Below are 17,904 nucleotides of genomic sequence, written 5' to 3'. Positions count from 1 at the left end.
GATGAACCCGGGTTTTCGGGTCAGGATGCTGACTGTTCTCAGATCACCTGACAGGAGGAGTTGCGTGACACCGCAGGATTACCGACATTTCCCCCATGTGGAATGAACCCTATCTTGAAAGCTGCTGTCGCTCCGCGCTGCATCGGCTCTGCCTCGCAGGCACGAACGGACGGCCCCGGATGCTCCGCGACGAGCCCTGCCTGGACAGACTGCGCCGGAAAGGATTTGCGTGTCTTTCCACCGATGATCGCTATCAGGTCACGCTGTCGGGCGAAGATCGCCATCGCACCGAAATTCTGGTCAGAAAAGCATGACGGGCGTCACTTCTCCTGACAGCGCCGTATCGCGTCACGAGAGGCAGGCTGCGGCCTTATGGCGGACCATTGATCTGATCGCAGCCGAGCGCGGCCTCTCGCCATCCGGGCTCGCCCGGGCCTCGGGTCTGGACGCAACCGCCTTCAATCCCTCAAAGCGAAGGACGCCGGACGGACGCAGCCGCCTTCCGAGGATGGAGACGATTCTGCATCTTCTTGATGCGGCCGGTCTGTCTTTCAGCACCTTCGTCGATCTGTTTGATGGTGACAGAACGACGGCGGTGCCGTTCCCTCCGTCACCGGCGCAGACGTCCGCGTCTGCGGTGACCGTCATCCGGATGATCCGTTTTTCGCGTCTGAGACTCCCCGATCTGTTTGACCGGGCTTTTCTGCCAACCGGGCGGATCGCCGAAGGACGGTGGACCGAAATCGCGTCTCCTGCGACCCGGAGCGGCCCGCATGATTATGCCATTCGTCTCGACAGCGAGGCCTGCGAACCGGTCTTTCGCCAGGGCAGTCTGTTGCTGATTGCGCCTGCCTCCTCTGTCAGAAACGGCGATAGGGTTCTCATCCACGCTCCGGAACGATCGGATGCGCCACATCGCGAGCGTGCAGTATTTCCGCCACCGATGCTGGCAATCGTGGTGCACTGGACGCAGGAGCAACGGATGGTTACGCCGCTGACGACAATGAACGAAACCATTGCCCTGTCACCGGATGATGACCGCATTATTGTGCAGAGAATCATGGTTGCGACGTTGTGATTTCAGGATTCGTAAAGACTGCCTGACTGCCTGACTGCCGGACGCTCCCCGGACCCGTCAGAGGCCGGTGATCTGTGGATTCCGTAGGGTTCTGGTGAAGCCCGGGCGGTCATCATTCCTTTGAGAAGGCTCTGTTGTCATTAAGTGCGGGCTCCTTCCCAGAGGGCTTTGCCCTGGAACCCACCAAAGGTCACAGACCTCTGGAAACCATTTTATTAAACAGATCGGGGTGCAGGGGCCGTCGTGCGCAGCACGCCTTCGCGTGACGGTCCCTGCCGGGTTCGGGCAGAGCCCGGATTCTGCTAACCCTTTGAAAAATCAGAGATCAACACGTAACGACAACAGAGCCTTTGAGAACCCTGATTATTCACAATTTTTAAGGTTACGATGCTGCATCGCTGATCGAAACACCCAGGCTTCTGAGTGCATCCCAGTAGCCTGGATATGTCTTTCCGACACAGGCCGGGTCAAGAATTGTAATGCCATTGATCCGCAGGCCCGCCAGAGCAAAGGACATGGCGATACGATGATCGGCATAGGTCTCGATCCGGGTCGGCAGCGTCTGACCGGCAAGAGCGGGGTCGCTGTTCACGATCAGATCGTCGCCTTCCTCCCGGGCGAGGCCGGAGCGGATGCGGTTGAGTTCAGTGCAGACGGCTGAGATGCGGTCGCATTCCTTGACGCGCAGATTGTGGATTCCGTTGAATCGGACCGGCGTGGCATTGAACGCTGCCAGCACGGCAAGGGTCGGGACGGCATCCTGCATCTGCGATCCGTTGATCTCCGGCGACATGTGCGGAAACCGGGAAATTTCCTCGAATGCTTTTGCATCCGGTTGCGAGAATGCCTCTGGCGCCAGGCCGATATCGATGTCGCCGTCAGTCAGCACGGCCGCTGCCCAGAGATAGGTTGCGGCGGAGGCATCAGGTTCGATCCGAAGGTCGGTTGCCGTGTAGCGGGTGGGCTGGACGCGCCAGCTCATCGCACCCTCCTGCTGCACAGAAGCGCCGAAAGCGCGCATGGCCGACACGGTCAGGTCCACATAGCCACGAGCATCCAGGCCGGTGCCCTGTAATGTCACTTCGACGGGTGCATCGGCCCGGCCGGCCGCCATAAGCATTGCGGACACATACTGACTGGACAACCCGGCATCGATTGTCACCTGCCCGCCGGCGAGATGGCCGGTGCCCTGCACTGTGACAGGTGGACAGCCGGTCGGGGCCGCGACGTCCACACCCAGTTCTCCAAGTGCGGCAAGAAGGGGTGCGACAGGACGTTTTTGCATATGCGCGTTGCCGTCGAGCACGACCGGGCCGGGCACATATGTTGCGACAGCTGTCAGAAACCGCACCGCTGTTCCGGCATTTCCGAGAAACAGGGGGGCGTCCGGCACGGTGAGCGCGCCGCTTCCGGTCACGACGAAGCTGGTCGCGGTCGGTTCTTCGATCCCGACTCCCATCTGTCGCAGAGCGGTTGCCATGTAGCGCGTGTCGTCGCTTTTCAGCGCGCCGGTCAGATGGCTCGTACCCTGTGACAGGGCTGCCAGCAGGAGAGCCCGGTTCGTGATCGATTTCGAACCCGGCAGTTCGACAGAGCCTCTCAGAGGCTGCGTCGGGGGGGTAATGCTCAGTGCGGGAACGGCGACCATCGGGATCCTCTGCCCTGTTTCGTGAACAGAAACACTCTGCGAAACTGTTTCAGAAATTTCTCTGCCGGATGAGAGCGTCCTGTGAGCATCGGAGCGCAGAAAACGTAAGGCAGAAGGACTTCTTCAGGGGGTTTCTAAGCAGACTGGCACCGGAAGGAAACACCCCGGCGTGCCTGGTTGGGGGATAGCCCCCGCGCTGCCTGGACCCCGACGGGAACCACAAGTCCCCCCGCACCCCGGTTTGTTTAATCCGGCGTTACGGAGGGCTGCGATTTTTTTGGCGGGGTCCGGGGCAAAGCCCGGGGGCGACCCGTGCGCGATCTCAGTCCTCGTCGCTTTCGCTGTCCGGTCCGGTCATCATGGCTTCGGCGACAATGCCGGCCTGCGCACGCACTTTCCGCTCGATTTCCTGAGCCATTTCCGGATGCTCGCGCAGGAAGTTTTTCGCGTTTTCGCGGCCCTGACCGATCCGCTGGCTGTCGCAGGAGAACCAGGCGCCGGACTTTTCGACGACACCGGCTTTCACGCCGAGATCGACCAGTTCGCCCATCTTGCTGATCCCCTCGCCATACATGATGTCGAACTCGACCTGCCGGAATGGCGGAGCCATCTTGTTCTTCACCACTTTAACGCGGGTCTGGTTGCCCGTGACCTCGTCCTTGTCCTTGATCGCGCCGATCCGGCGGATGTCCAGGCGGACCGAGGCGTAGAATTTCAGCGCGTTGCCACCCGTCGTGGTCTCCGGGTTGCCGAACATCACGCCGATTTTCAGACGGATCTGGTTGAGGAAGATCAGCAGCGTGTTCGAGCGCGAGACCGTACCGGTCAGCTTGCGAAGCGCCTGGCTCATCAGACGGGCATGGAGACCGACATGAGTGTCGCCCATATCGCCTTCAAGTTCGGCGCGGGGCACGAGGGCCGCGACACTGTCCACCACCAGCACATCAATCGCGCCGGAACGGACCAGTGTATCAGCGATTTCAAGCGCCTGTTCACCGGCGTCAGGCTGGCTGATCAGCAGATCATCGATATTCACGCCCAGTTTGCGGGCATAGCCAGGATCAAGCGCGTGCTCGGCATCGATGAAGGCGCAGGTGCCGCCTTTCTTCTGGGCCTCGGCGATCGCGTGCAGGGCGAGTGTCGTTTTGCCCGAGCTTTCAGGGCCGTAGATCTCAACGATGCGGCCTCGCGGCAGGCCGCCGATTCCGAGCGCGATATCGAGCCCGAGCGATCCGGTGGAGATACAGTCCGCCTCTTCCTTCGGCCGCTGGCCGAGGCGCATGACCGATCCTTTGCCGAATGAACGCTCAATCTGGCTGAGCGCTCCTTCGAGAGCCTTCGTCTTATCCATTTCCATTCCCCGAATCCCGATTTCCACAGCTGGTTCTCCTCTGGAGGGCGAACAGCGACGGTGCCTCGGGCGTGTTAGCCACACTGGTCACCGAGTCTGTCACAGGCTGAGCCTCTCCGGCAATGAGGCGGAACCGGAATTCCCTCCGGGCCGCTCTGTTTCTTGTGTAAAACACCACAGATGACCGGGCTTTCGTCCCGCTGTGGCATGAGACGTAAACGACTCGTTAATAATTCGTTCGCTTTTGTTCTTATAGGAACAAATTAGGAACATTAGCAAGGGAAATCCGGGGAGCACCGCAGTTTTGCAGAGATTCCTTTCGTTCTCGGGGCTGACACCTTGCTCAGGGCTTTGCCCTGAAACCCACCAAAGGTCGCAGACCTTTGGAAACCGGTTTATAATAAATAAATTGGGGTGCAGGGGCCTGCGGTCCCTGCCGGGTTCGGGCAGAGCCCGGATTCCGCCAGCCCTCAGAGCCGTTGCAAAGGAGCGCTTTGCCAGGTTCCAGGGCCAGATCCGGCGAGTATTTAAGTCGTCAACAGCATCACAAATGCGCAGAGTCCGGTCAGCCCCAGCACGCAGACGAGAAAAATTCCGAGCGGATTCGTGCCCACCGCGCACTCATCGGGTGCCAGGATCGCTTTCCGGACGGCCTGATAATGCCATAACGACGCTGGCAACAGGCCTGTTCCGGCTGCCACCAGCACCACGCCCAGTATGGAAGCGGGGCCATGCGCGCTTACACCTGCCAGATGCGGAGACGGGATATGCGCCACGAGACGGAGAAACAGGTCGAATTTTGCCAGGAAACAGCCGAAGACGATGATGGCGAGCGCCGTCCTGACCCAGGCGAGAAATGTCCGTTCGTTCGCGGCATGATCGCTGTAGCGCGGGATCATGTCATGCATCCTTTGTCGCGAAATCGTCAGGCCTGTGCCAGCGATGGCGGACAGCAGACAGCGGTCCCCGCCTGGGCCAGACTGAGTCCGGCGCGCAACAGGCAGTAGTCTCTGTCACCGTCCGGACCTCAGGCCGGCACCTGAGGCCGCCAGCGCCCAGCCCGCCGTGAGGAACAGCCAGCCGGCCGGTGGCACGGAAAACAGGGCGCTGGTGCTGGCCAACGGCCATAGCTGCACACAGCAGGCGACCAGAAGCATTGCATTCTGCGGCGTGGCCGGAACACTCTCCCGTGCACGTGAGACCCGTTCCACGGCTTTCGCCGGAAGATGCGGACGGACGATGATCCGCAGCCAGCAGGCGGCCATCATCAGAAACAGCGCCAGACCCGGCAGGCCGGCGGCTGTAGCGACCTGAAGATAATAATTGTGCGGATGCAGGTTACATCCCGACTGAGGGGGCGCGATGTAGGGAATGTGGAGTGCCGGCATATCATGGAGATATTGCGGGTCCAGACAATGGATGCGGAAGCCGTCAAACCCTGTTCCCATCCATGGATGCGCAACGATGATGGCACTGGCCCGACCGTAAATCTGCCCGTAATCACTCTCCGCGAAATGTGCCATCTGATGGCTGAATTTCAGCACCAGCTTGGCGTAGCCGGGAGGCGACACCACGGGAAGAGCCACCAGGAACAGACCACTGAGGACGGCGACTCCAAGCACCGGGAGACGCATGGGCTTCACCAGCAGCGCGGTCAGCAGCAGCCCGACAAAGGTCAGCAGCGTGGGCATGCGCTGCCCGATCAGGATCATCGTGATCACGGAGAGCGCCAGCATCAGGCCTCCGGCGAGCCGGGAACGCCAGGCTGTCTTTTGCAGACGCGCCAGAATGACAGGCATGGCGCCTGAAAACAGCACCATCAGCAGGGCATTGCCGGCTTTGGGCCGGATAAAAGGCCCGGTCAGGGCGCCGTCCCCCCAGCGCGGATAACCGAACATATTGGTGCCGGTGAGGTATTGCTCCCAGCACTCCAGCACTGTCCAGACCGCGAGCGCGGCACAGACAGACGCAAGCGCCCGCTGTGCCCGCGGTCCGGTGAGCACCCAGTATGCCAGGGCGGCACAGAAGACGAAAAAACGGAGACTGAGCAGTCCCTGCACGAAAGAAGGCATCGGGCCGGAGAGCGCGGATGACAGGGTGATGAGCGCCCACAGCGCGAGGCCGCATTGCACCCAGCGGACCCGGAGCCACGACCAGTCACGCAGCAGAACACTTCTCAGCAGAAACAGCACGCCAACGATCGACAGATCCGCATCCGCCATCGCCCGGGCCCGGAACAGCAGGACAGGAAGGATGACCGTGAGCACCACGGCGACGGCTTTCAGCATGTGCTGCAGGACGATGGCGGCGGGCGGGGCGGAACGGGGATTACCGGACGGCGCGGTGCTGTATATGCGGAAGCTGATCATCAAAAAACAGTCGTGTCAGGCGGCGTCAGAGACTTGCCGGCACCCGACTGGGATGTCGGACCTCCGGCGGGTTTCAGAATATTGTCCCGAAAAGAGTGTCCCGGCCGATGCGCAGGCACGTGTTCAGGTCGCCGTGCCACCGACCGTCAGCCCGGTCATTTTTAGCGTCGGCTGCCCGACGCCGACCGGCACGCCCTGTCCGGCCTTGCCGCAGGTGCCGATCCCCGGATCAAGCGCCACGTCGGACCCGATCATGGACACGGTTTTCATCGCGTCCGCGCCGCTGCCGATCAGGGTCGCGCCCTTGACGGGGAACGTCACTTTTCCATCCTCGATCATATAGGCCTCGGAGGCAGCAAACACGAATTTGCCGGAAGTGATATCCACCTGGCCACCACCAAAATTCACCGCGTAGAGGCCACGTTTCACGGAGCGGATCATCTCATCCGTGGTCGATTTTCCTTCCAGCATCAGTGTGTTGGTCATGCGGGGCAGCGGAATATGGGCGTAAGACTGCCGGCGTCCATTGCCGGTCGGTGAGACACCCATGAGACGGGCGTTCAGGCGATCCTGGATGAAGCCGGTCAGGATGCCGTCCTCGATCATGACGATGCGACCCGACGGAGTGCCTTCGTCATCCACCGTAAGGCTGCCGCGTCTGTCGGGGAGCGTGCCGTCATCAATGACCGTCACGCCGGGACTCGCGACGCGCTGGCCCATAAGCTCCGAGAACATCGACGTCTTTTTGCGGTTGAAATCGCCTTCCAGCCCGTGTCCGACAGCCTCGTGCAGCAGGATTCCCGGCCAGCCTGCACCCAGCACGACCTCCATCTCTCCGGCTGGCGCCGGTTTTGCGTCGAGATTGATCAGAGCCATCCGCCGCGCCTCGTCCACCGCGCCACGCCAGACATCGCCCTCCAGCAGCTTTGCCACGCTGTAGCGACCACCGAAGCCGTGCGAGCCGCTCTCGCGGCGTCCATCTTTTTCCACGACAACAGACACGTTCAGCCGCACGAGGGGGCGCAGATCCGCGACCCGCACGCCATCGGCCCGCATGATCTGCACGGCCTGCCATTCGGCGGAGAGCGAGGCCATCACCTGCACGACGCGGGAATCGCTGCCCCGCGCATAGGCGTCGATTTCGCCCAGCAACGCGGCGCGGCGCACGAAATCTGTGCCATCAAGGGGGTTGAGATCACTGTAAAGGCGGGTATTCGTCGAGCGGGGCGGAGGCGCCATGACGCCGGAGCGCCCGTTGCGGACTGCCTTTACAGTCTCGCCCGCGCGCCGGAGCGAAACGGTGCTGATTTCGTCCGAATGGGCGAACCCTGTTTCCTCGCCAAGCACGCTCCGCAGCCCGAAACCGCTGCTGGTGTTGAATGAGGCTGAGCGAATCACGCCGTCATCAAGCGAGAGACCCTCGCTTTCGCGATATTCCAGAAACAGCTCGCCATCATCCATGCCTTCGAGCGACTGCGCCGTCATGGACACGGCTTCATCTCTGCTAAGCTGCGCGCCACTTCGTCCGAAGAACAGCTGATCGGTCGCGGCGAGCGGCCCCATGCCTTCGACAGAGGAGCGCAGGCTGCCAGCATCCGGTGTGATTGCGTCGAAGCCGTGAGCGTTCGGGGTTGAGGCTGGGGACGACATGGGCAAAACTCCCGGAGAAACATGGCCCTGAGAAACGGGACGATATATGGGGGTGGTCAGGTGTGTTCACCACCCGGACAGATTCATATGTCATAACCGTTTTCCGGCGGACCGGAAAACCCGGACACGTTTTGCCGGCTTTAATCGTGCAGACTGGCAGGCAACCGGGACAGGAAAGGATATTTTTTGAGGCCGCTGATTTCATTCCTTCCGGAATTTCCGCGTCTGTCTGATACCAGCATGACCTCACGACGACGCGTCGCGCGTCCGGCGTTTTCGCTGCTTATTCTTGCTGGCGTCGCGATTCTGCCTTCGGTGGCCTGTAGCCAGGCCGTTACTGAAGCCACACAGACGACAGCACCTGCTCCGGCACAGGCTGAAACAGATACGCCGGTTGTTCTGCTTCATCCGACAATTATTCCGGCCCGGCAGTCGAGCGTGCGCGCTGACACCGCACAGGATCTCCGTCCGCCGTCGATCGCCCTGGACGGACTGTTCGCCGCCATCGGCAAGGCCCGGATTTTCACCGACGCCAAAGCTGCGGCGGATGCTTATCCCAATCATCCGCCTGCCGAAATTCTCGATGCCTGGCGCGCGCAGAAAGATGATCCCGGATTCGACATCAAAGCCTTCGTGGCAACGTATTTTACGATTCCGGCCATCACCTCCGCTGCCTATCAGCGCAAACCGGGTGAAAGCGTAAGGGATTATATCTCAGGTATGTGGGATGTGCTTACCCGTCAGCCGGATACGCCGCTTCCCTGGTCATCACAGCTTCCGCTTGCCGAAAAATATGTCGTTCCGGGTGGGCGGTTCAGTGAAATCTATTACTGGGACAGCTATTTCACGATGATCGGCCTCAACGAGGACGACCGCATCGATCTTCTGCGCTCGACTCTTCAGGACCTGGCCTCGCTGATCGACCGTTACGGTCATATTCCTAACGGCAGCCGCACCTATTATCTCAGCCGGTCACAGCCTGCTTTTTTCGCGCTCATGGTCGATCTTCTCGCGACTCATGACGGAGAGGGCACTTACCGGACATTTCTGCCGCAATTGCAGCGCGAATATGATTACTGGACTGATGGCGCGGCCACGCTGGAGCCTGGTCATGCCTGGCGTCATGCCGTTCGGCTGAAGGACGGCACTCTGATGGTCCGCCCGTGGGATGATCTCGACACGCCGCGTGACGAGAGCTATCCGCAGGATATCGCCACCGCGGCCTCGACGAAACGACCGGCTCAGGACGTATGGCGCAATCTTCGCGGTGGTTCGGAAACCGGGTGGGATTTCTCCTCCCGCTGGCTTGCTGACCGGCACACCCTGAATACGATCATCACCACCGATCTGGTGACAATTGAGATGAATTGCGCCGTCGCTCATCTCGCGGATACCCTTGCAAAAGCTTACAGACTGAACGGTAACAGGACGAGCGCTGATCGTTATGCAAAGGATGCCCGCGAGCGTATCGCGGCGATCCGCAAAGTTCTGTGGGACGAGAAGCGTGGCGCCTTTTTCGACTATAACTGGAAGACGAATCAGCTTTCTGACGTGTTGTCGGGAGCAACGGCCGCGCCGCTGTTCATGCGGATTGCGACGGATGAACAGGCTCATGCCGTTGCGAAAACGCTGAAAGAAAAACTTCTGAAAACCGGAGGCCTCACCGCAACCGATATTACCAGTGGTCAGCAATGGGATTCTCCGAACGGATGGGCTCCGTTACAGTGGATGGCCATCAAAGGTCTGAATCAGTACAAGGAAGATGCGCTCGCGGAGGAGATCGCGCGGCGCTGGATGGCCCGTGTGATCGGCACTTATGAAAAAAGTGGCGTTCTTTATGAAAAATACGATGTGGTTGCACCCGAAATCAGCCCGACGGGTGGCGCGGGTGGCGGCGAGTATCCGATGCAGATCGGGTTTGGCTGGACCAATGGCACGCTGCTTGCGCTGATGAATCGTTATCCACAGGCAGTTCAGCAGATTCTCAGCAGGAACCCGCTTGCGGGACAGGCCTCGAAGGAAAATCCGGCAACGGACGAGCAGGAGGCTGCGCCGATTCCTGTCGTGAGAAAACCGACGATGGAGGGGCAGGTTCTTCCACCGGCCCCGGCCCCCGTCCAGGACAACAGTTTACAGCTGTTGCCTCATTAGAATCTGTTAGTATTGCGTGTTGATCTTTGATTTTTCGAAGGGTTAGCAAAAGACCGGGCTCTGCCCGAACCCGGAAGGGGTCGCGGACCCCTTCACGCCAATCTGTTTAATAAAATGGTTTCCAAAGGTCTGTGACCTTTGGTGGGTTCCAGGGCAAAGCCCTGGGAAAGAGCCCAGCACTGAATGACAACAAAGCCTTTGCCGGGTTTGGGACAGAGCCCCGCTTTATTCCACGTCAAAGCGTGTTTTTATTTCCGCCCGGTTCCCGGCAGGAGACACGGCCTCCTGCACCTCATCTGACGGAATCAACCCCTTTGTGAGTAACCCCGAAGTGGATGCCAGTTCCGCTTCAGCTCTTACCCTCGAAGAAATCTTTCACGCGACTGAAGAACCCCGCATGTTCCGGACTGCTTTTCACATGCTCGCCTGCTTCCTTCTCGAACTCTTCGAGAAGTTCACGCTGGCGTTTGTTCAGATGCTGCGGCGTTTCCACCGTCACCTGAATATACATGTCGCCACGCGCTGAAGACCGCAGCACCGAAAAGCCCTTGCCGCGCAGGCGGAAATGTTCGCCGCTCTGCGTTCCGGCCGGAATTTTCACGCTGGCACGGCCACCATCGATGACCGGCACCTCAATCTCGGTTCCGAGCGCGGCCTGCGCCATACGGAGCGGAACCCGGCAATAAATATTCGATCCGTCGCGCTGGAACAGTTCACTGGCCTGAATCGCGACATGAACATAAAGATCGCCCGGATCGGCACCTTTGCCGCCCGACTCACCTTCACCGGAAAGACGGATGCGCATCCCGTCCTCAACACCCGCCGGAATCGCAACTTCAAGCGTGCGCGATTTCTGGATGGTTCCGACGCCACGGCACGCCGTGCAGGGATCTTTCACGACCTTGCCGGCCCCATGACAGGTCGGACAGGCCCGTTCGACGACAAAGAACCCCTGCTGGGCCCGGACCTTACCGGCGCCATGACAGCTCGGACAGACGCTGACACCCGCTTCGCCGTCCTTTGAGCCTGTACCGTCACAGGATTCACAGGTGATACGGGTATTGACGGTGATTGATTTTTTAACGCCTGCGAAGGCTTCAGCCAGCGTAATATCGGCCTGAGTCTGGATATCCGCACCGGCACGACGTCCGCCGCCGCCGCCACGACGACCACCCATCATGTCGCCGAACATCTGCTCGAAGATGTCCCCCAGGCCGCCACCCGCGAAACCGCCACCACCGCCAAAGTCAAAACCACCAGGTCCACCGCCGCCGCCTTCGAAAGCGGCATGGCCGAAGCGGTCATAAGCAGAGCGCTTCTGATCGTCTTTCAGGACGTCATAGGCTTCGTTGATTTCCTTAAACCGGGCCTCCGCAGCAGCATCTCCCGGATTACGATCCGGGTGATATTTCATGGCCTGCTTGCGATACGCTTTCTTCAGTTCATCGGCCGAAGCCTCACGCGTGACTTCGAGAACAGCGTAATAGTCAATTTTCGTGGCCATCGATTTCCTCGCAGGCGGCCTCCGGTCGCGGACGCATCATGGCGTCGGGAGGGCAAAAAAGGAACGCCCGCTCCGTATAATGGAGCGGGCGCCTTGAACAGGAAGGCGAAGATCGCCTCCGGTATCGGGCGGCCGGACAAGGTGTCCGACCGGTATCAGGGCTATGCCGCTCAGGACTTCTTGTCGTTGATCTCTTCGAAGTCCGCGTCGACAACTTTCTCATCAGGATGCGCACTGCCTGTGGCAGAAGCTCCTTCAGCACCACCCGGAGCCGCACCGTCCTGACCGGCCTTGTAAACAGCCTCGCCGATCTTCATCGCCGCCTGGGTCAGACGATCGGAAGCCGATTTCAGAGCCTCGGTATCAGAGCCCTGGAGAGCTGATTTCACAGCTTCAATGGCACTTTCCGCCTCGGTGCGATCCGCAGCCGGAACCTTGTCGCCCGCCTCAGTGAGAGACTTTTCAACCTGGTTCACCATGGATTCAGCGTTGTTGCGTGTCTCAACAGACTCACGCTTTGCCTTATCCGCCGCCGCGTTTGCCTCGGCGTCCTTCACCATCTTGTCAATATCGGCATCGGACAGACCACCGGATGCCTGGATCTTGATCTGCTGCTCTTTACCGGTCGCCTTGTCCTTGGCGGACACGGAGACGATGCCGTTGGCGTCGATGTCAAAGGTAACCTCAATCTGCGGCACGCCACGCGGAGCAGGCGCAATGCCCTGCAGGTCGAAGTTGCCCAGCAGCTTGTTGTCAGCCGCCATCTCACGCTCGCCCTGATAGACCTTGATGGTCACGGCGTTCTGATTGTCTTCAGCCGTCGAGAAGGTCTGGCTCTTCTTGGTCGGGATCGTCGTGTTGCGATCGATCAGACGGGTAAACACGCCACCCAGCGTCTCAATGCCCAGCGACAGCGGCGTTACGTCGAGAAGCAGAACGTCCTTGACGTCGCCCTTCAGGACCGCGCCCTGAACAGCCGCACCGATCGCCACGACTTCGTCGGGGTTCACGTTACGGGCCGGCTCCTTGCCGAAGAAGCTCTTCACTTCCTCGATGACCTTCGGCATGCGGGTCATGCCGCCGACGAGGATGACTTCGTCAATCTGAGATGCTGAAAGGCCGGCATCCTTAAGAGCCGCCTTGCAGGGCTCCATGGTGCGGCTGATCAGATCATCAACCAGGCTCTCAAGCTTCGCACGGCTCAGCTTGACGACAAGATGCTTCGGACCTGAAGCATCGGCCGTGATGAACGGCAGATTGATTTCAGTCTCTTTGGACGAAGACAGTTCGATCTTCGCTTTTTCCGCAGCTTCTTTCAGACGCTGCAGAGCCAGTTTGTCGGACTTCAGGTCGATACCCTGATCGCGCTTGAACTCGCTGGCGAGGAAATCGATGATCCGGTTGTCAAAGTCTTCACCACCGAGGAACGTGTCACCGTTGGTGGACTTCACCTCGATCACGCCATCGGAGATTTCCAGGATCGAGACGTCGAACGTGCCGCCACCGAGATCGTAAACAGCAACTATGCCGCTGTCCCGCTTCTCAAGACCATAAGCCAGCGCGGCAGCTGTAGGCTCGTTGATGATACGCAGAACATCAAGACCTGCGATTTTGCCGGCGTCTTTTGTCGCCTGACGCTGAGCATCGTTAAAGTAAGCCGGAACAGTGACGACAGCCTGCGTTACTTTTTCGCCGAGATAGGACTCAGCGGTTTCCTTCATCTTACCAAGAACGAATGCCGCGATCTGAGACGGAGAGTATTTCTTGCCGCGTGCTTCAACCCACGCGTCGCCATTGTCACCTTTGACGATTTCGTAGGGAACCAGCCCCTTGTCCTTCTGGACTGTCGGATCCTCATAACGACGACCGATCAGACGCTTGATGGCATACAGGGTGTTTGTCGGGTTTGTGACGGCCTGGCGCTTCGCGGCCTGTCCGACCAGCATTTCACCACCTTCGGTGAAAGCGACCATGGACGGCGTCGTGCGGGCGCCTTCGCTGTTCTCGATAACTTTCGTCTCGTTGCCTTCGCGGATCGCGACGCAGGAATTCGTTGTACCGAGATCGATACCGATAACTTTACTCATGTATTCAGTCTCCTTTGAGCGGCATCACCCGGCCCGAAGCACCGGATACTGCCCTTCATTGCCGCGGACCCTGTCGTCTTCCGATCGGACCCGCCTCGAGCTTAAACCGATGTAAGAGCCGCCGGATCAGGTTTCAAGAGCATTCGTACCTGAAATGAACCCGTTCCGGCTCACGGCCCCTGCTACGCCTGGCCACCCTCATTCTTCGCCACAACGACCATCGCCGGCTTCAGCAGACGGCCATGCAGCGTCCAGGTTGGCGTCCAGGCCTGCATTACGGTTCCGTTCGCGTGTTCCGCGCTGGGCTGCTCGGCCATGGCCTGATGATGGTTCGCATCAAAAGCCTGACCGGACGGATCGTGAGCTATCACACCATGCCGCTCAAGAATGGACAGGAACGAGCGCTCGGTGCTCTCGATGCCTTCGCGCATCTTCGTGATCACGCTGTCTTCATTCTCAGCCGGTGCCGGCAGACTGGCGAGACCACGGCGAAGATTTTCGGCCGCCTCGACAACATCGCGCGCAAATTTCTGCACCGCATACTGCCGGGCGTCATCAATCTCACGCTTTGTCCGCGTACGGAGATTCTGCATCTCCGCCTCTGAGCGAACCCACCTGTCGTGTTCCTCAGACAGCTGCGCCTCAAGTTCCTTGATCCGGGTACTCGCAGCGCTCATCACCTCATCAGCACTGTCCACACCCGGAGCCGAAGCTTCCGGCTGCACACCCTCATGAGGCGCGTGCGACGATCCCTGCTCTGTGTGGCCGCACTCAGCGTGATCCGCTGATGTGCCGGCCTCGTGATTTTCTGTCATATTCATCATGGCAATGAATTAGGTATCCTCGTCCCGGCCCGCAAGGCGTGGCGCGCGAAGAAAGCGTTACAATCCCGTGGCCGGTCTGGTTGCATCCATGTCATCGAAAGGGTCTGAAATCCCTTCTTCCGGATGAATGCCGACTATAATCATCCGCTTCTTTCTGAAACCCAAACTGTCATTCATGCATGCCAGTCAGACGCGACCTCCGGCACCCCATAGCCCCGGCCACGCGGGCGGGTTATGGTCCCGGCGGTAGCAGGCATGTCCGTGCGGACGGGCGCAATTTTTAGCGGGAGACGAGGATACGTGACGGAGACGACAAAACAGACGATCGCCCTGGTCGATGACGATCGCAATATCCTGGCCTCCGTCCAGATGACCCTGGAAGCCGAAGGCTACCAGGTCCGCACCTATACCGATGGCGAGCAGGCGCTCCAGGATCTGATCGCCCGGCCGGTCGATCTGGCCGTGCTGGACATCAAGATGCCGCGCATGGACGGCATGGAACTGCTCCAGCGGTTGCGTGCCCGCTCCAGCCTGCCCATCATCTTCCTGTCCTCGAAGGACGAGGAGGTCGATCAGCTCATGGGCCTCCGTCTCGGCGCGGATGATTACATCACGAAGCCCTTTTCCCAGCGTCTTCTCATCGAGCGAATCCGCGCTCTGCTGCGCCGCAATGAAGCCAATCGCGCCGAAGCGGCCGGCGAGGCATCCGGTTCCCTGCTGGTCCGTGGCAACCTCACGCTTGATGAGGCACGCCACCGCAGCCAGTGGCACGAAAAGGATGTTCCGCTGACCGTAACCGAGTTCCTGCTGGTCAAGGCTCTTGCGGCGCGGCCGGGACTCGTCAAATCCCGCGACCAGCTGATCGATGCGGCCTATGGCGACAATATCTATGTCGATGACCGTACCATCGACAGTCACATCAAACGGGTCCGGAAGAAGTTCCGGCAGGTTGATGACGATTTCAACCAGATCGAGACGCTGTATGGCATTGGCTACCGCTACAAGGAAGAATGAGCGGTGAGCACAACGCGTCCATGAGTCGTCTGTCCGCTCTGAGAGGCTGTTTCAAAAGCCCTTTTGCCGGCGATCCGACGCGCGTTTTCCGCGCTCCGATGCTCACGGCCCGCACGGCCGCTCCCCTTCCGTGCTCAGAAACACATGCCGGTCACGCCCCTCAGGGGCGCTCTCGCTCAGCAGTAAGGCTCGTGAAACAGCCTCTGAGTTTCCGCATCGGCGGTTTCTGACCATGCCCGGCGAGATCCCCGCTCCGCGTGAGGACGGCCCTGGCGACTCCGCTCCCTCCGGGCCGGCAGTATCGCGCGAGCCTCTTTATGCCGCCGCCGGCGACACCGGCGGGCTGTCGGCGTGGGTCGGTAACCTGACAAAAAAATTCCGCGGCATTATCCCGCACCCGTCCGATACGCCGTCCGATCTGCTCGACGCATCGGACAAACGGCTCATTTCGCCGATGATGCGCCGGATTTTGCTGGTCAATATGCTGCCGCTCGTTGTGTTCGGCCTGACGCTGCTGTTTCTCAACCAGTTTCGGAACAGCCTGCTGAATGCCGAAGTGGATGCTCTTCGCGAGCAGGCCCGCATTTATGCCGGCGCGCTCGGTCAGAGCGCGGTTTCGATCAATCCGGCCGCACGTGCCCGGCACGGCGAGGCGTTTCCAGGCGGCTCCTATGTGCTCGAGCCAGTCCTGACCCGTCCGCTGCTCCTGCGTCTCACCGAGCCAAGTCCGAGCGCCGATGCCCGTGTTTACGCGCCCGACGGGCAACTGATTGCCGACAGTCATCAGGAAAAGCTGGCCCATCATCCGGCTGGCGGCCCGCCTTTGCCACCTGACCAGCAGGACCCTCTGGCCAGCACCGGAGCGGCGCCTCATGCGGTTCCGGGCAAAAACAGTCTCCTTCACCGTCTTCTCGATTCCCTCGTGGGGGGCGCCGATGACGGGCCGCTGACTGACGGAGAGGCCGGTTTCCGGCGCAACGGCAACGATATCGGGCATGATGATACCGAAGCACCGCCCTATATCCGACGCGTGCGCGACCACACGCTCGTTATCACCGTCGCCGAGCCCGTTATTCATGACGGCCAGACGGTCGGCGTGATTCAGCTCACCCGCACGGGTGAAGTCATCGACACGTCGCTGTTCAAGATTCGCTCGTCCATTCTTTCGCTCTTTCTGCTGGCGATGGCGATTATGGTCCTGCTCTCCTGGTATCTTTCCCTGACCATCGCCCGCCCGCTTCTGCGTCTCGCCAGTTCCGCGCATGTCATGAGAGAGAGTTCCGGCCGGACCGGCACGGTCCCGAGCCTGCTGCTTGGGCGTCGTGACGAAATTGGCGATGTTGCGCGTGCTCTGCAGGACAGTGCTCAGGCACTCTGGGCCAGAATGGATGCGATCGAACGGTTTGCCGCGGATGTTTCTCACGAGATCAAGAACCCGCTGACCTCAATCCGCTCCGCGATCGAGACGTCATTGCGGATTGATGATGTCGAACGCCAGAGACGATTACTGACCATTATCGCCGATGATGTGCGCCGGCTGGACCGGCTGATCACCGACATTTCGGATGCCAGCCGTCTGGATGCGGAACTCTCTCGCGCGCAGGCGACTCCGGTGGCCATAGGGCCATTACTGTCTTTACTGGCTGAGATTCATCAGTCCACCCGCAAGCCTGATCAGCCCCAGGTCACGCTCACCATTACAGACGACGGCCCCGATCATCCGCTCCGTGTTCTGGCTCTGGAGGACAGACTGGTTCAGGTGCTGCGCAATCTGATCGGCAATGCCATCTCGTTCTCGCCTCCGGAGGGGTATATTCTGCTGGAGGCCCATGCCGAGGGGCAGATGGTGGAGATCGCCATCTCCGACGAAGGTCCCGGTATCCCGCAGGCCAAGATCGACTCGATCTTCGACCGCTTTTATTCAGAACGCCCCAAATCCGAGAATTTCGGTCAGCATTCCGGACTTGGACTCTCTATCAGCCGCCAGATTATCCAGGCGCTGCGCGGCACCATCCATGCCGAGAACCGCACGGATGCTCAGGGGCATGTGCTGGGGGCACGGTTCGTCATTCGGCTGCCCCGGGCGGGGTGAGCAAAGCGGGTCTCTGTCCCGAACCCGGAAGGGGTCGCGGATCCCTTCACCCCAATCTGTTGATAAATAAGCATGTTTCCAAAGGTCTGAGACCTTTGGTGGGTTCCAGGGCAAAGCCCTGGGAAGGAGCCAGCAC

13 protein-coding genes are annotated in these 17,904 nt (G+C 60.1%); 5 read left to right on the top strand and 8 right to left on the bottom strand.

Features of this window, described 5'->3' with window-relative positions; genetic code table 11:
* Nucleotides 1-95 precede the first annotated feature (95 nt).
* A complete protein-coding gene (locus tag GOB85_RS19225; protein WP_242011351.1) occupies nucleotides 96-314 on the top strand; it encodes a hypothetical protein in 219 nt (72 codons plus the stop codon).
* Entirely contained in the window at nucleotides 311-1,078 is a 768-nt protein-coding gene (locus GOB85_RS07560) for a helix-turn-helix transcriptional regulator (protein WP_173576892.1), read from the top strand. The genes GOB85_RS19225 and GOB85_RS07560 overlap by 4 nt, the downstream gene beginning before the upstream one ends.
* 382 nt (nucleotides 1,079-1,460) lie before the next feature.
* On the opposite strand, the gene GOB85_RS07555 is transcribed toward GOB85_RS07560, so the two are convergent.
* The 5 genes from GOB85_RS07555 to tldD form a co-directional block, all read right to left on the bottom strand.
* A complete protein-coding gene (locus GOB85_RS07555) occupies nucleotides 1,461-2,726 on the bottom strand; it encodes a 3-phosphoshikimate 1-carboxyvinyltransferase (RefSeq protein WP_173576893.1) in 1,266 nt (421 codons plus the stop codon).
* 322 nt (nucleotides 2,727-3,048) lie between these two features.
* On the bottom strand, nucleotides 3,049-4,077 hold the full coding sequence (gene recA, locus GOB85_RS07550) for a recombinase RecA (RefSeq protein WP_173576951.1): 1,029 nt from the start codon (nucleotides 4,075-4,077) through the stop codon (nucleotides 3,049-3,051).
* A 527-nt stretch (nucleotides 4,078-4,604) separates the two neighbouring features.
* On the bottom strand, nucleotides 4,605-4,976 hold the full coding sequence (locus GOB85_RS07545; RefSeq protein ID WP_173576894.1) for a YidH family protein: 372 nt from the start codon (nucleotides 4,974-4,976) through the stop codon (nucleotides 4,605-4,607).
* 114 nt (nucleotides 4,977-5,090) lie between these two features.
* Nucleotides 5,091-6,446 (bottom strand): O-antigen ligase family protein, encoded by a 1,356-nt coding sequence (locus GOB85_RS07540; RefSeq protein WP_242011350.1) that lies wholly within the window; start codon nucleotides 6,444-6,446, stop codon nucleotides 5,091-5,093.
* A 123-nt stretch (nucleotides 6,447-6,569) separates the two neighbouring features.
* Nucleotides 6,570-8,009 carry a metalloprotease TldD gene (gene tldD / locus GOB85_RS07535; protein WP_408737055.1) on the bottom strand — a complete coding sequence of 480 codons (1,440 nt, stop codon included), beginning with the start codon at nucleotides 8,007-8,009 and terminating at the stop codon, nucleotides 6,570-6,572.
* 327 nt (nucleotides 8,010-8,336) lie between these two features.
* On the opposite strand from tldD, the gene treF reads away from it, so the two are divergent.
* Nucleotides 8,337-10,247 (top strand): alpha,alpha-trehalase TreF, encoded by a 1,911-nt coding sequence (gene treF, locus GOB85_RS07530; protein WP_173576895.1) that lies wholly within the window; start codon nucleotides 8,337-8,339, stop codon nucleotides 10,245-10,247.
* A 349-nt stretch (nucleotides 10,248-10,596) separates the two neighbouring features.
* Here treF and dnaJ read toward each other — a convergent pair whose 3' ends face one another.
* The 3 genes from dnaJ to GOB85_RS07515 form a co-directional block, all read right to left on the bottom strand.
* Nucleotides 10,597-11,751: a molecular chaperone DnaJ gene (dnaJ, locus tag GOB85_RS07525; RefSeq protein ID WP_173576896.1), complete on the bottom strand. Its 1,155-nt coding sequence runs from the start codon at nucleotides 11,749-11,751 to the stop codon at nucleotides 10,597-10,599.
* A 170-nt stretch (nucleotides 11,752-11,921) separates the two neighbouring features.
* The gene (gene dnaK / locus GOB85_RS07520; RefSeq protein ID WP_173576897.1) at nucleotides 11,922-13,838 is read right to left on the bottom strand and encodes a molecular chaperone DnaK; all 1,917 of its coding nucleotides are present in this window, start codon (nucleotides 13,836-13,838) and stop codon (nucleotides 11,922-11,924) included.
* A 182-nt stretch (nucleotides 13,839-14,020) separates the two neighbouring features.
* The gene (locus GOB85_RS07515; RefSeq protein ID WP_408737054.1) at nucleotides 14,021-14,653 is read right to left on the bottom strand and encodes a nucleotide exchange factor GrpE; all 633 of its coding nucleotides are present in this window, start codon (nucleotides 14,651-14,653) and stop codon (nucleotides 14,021-14,023) included.
* A gap of 309 nt (nucleotides 14,654-14,962) precedes the next feature.
* Between GOB85_RS07515 and GOB85_RS07510 the strand changes: the two genes are divergently transcribed.
* Nucleotides 14,963-15,676, top strand: a complete 714-nt coding sequence (locus GOB85_RS07510) for a response regulator transcription factor (RefSeq protein ID WP_408737052.1) — start codon at nucleotides 14,963-14,965, stop codon at nucleotides 15,674-15,676.
* A gap of 454 nt (nucleotides 15,677-16,130) precedes the next feature.
* Nucleotides 16,131-17,768 (top strand): ATP-binding protein, encoded by a 1,638-nt coding sequence (locus tag GOB85_RS07505; RefSeq protein ID WP_242011354.1) that lies wholly within the window; start codon nucleotides 16,131-16,133, stop codon nucleotides 17,766-17,768.
* Nucleotides 17,769-17,904: the final 136 nt, after the last annotated feature.

The sequence above is a fragment of the Acetobacter fallax genome (assembly GCF_011516735.1).
GTDB lineage: Bacteria > Pseudomonadota > Alphaproteobacteria > Acetobacterales > Acetobacteraceae > Acetobacter > Acetobacter fallax.
This window is presented reverse-complemented; position numbering and strand designations above follow the sequence as displayed.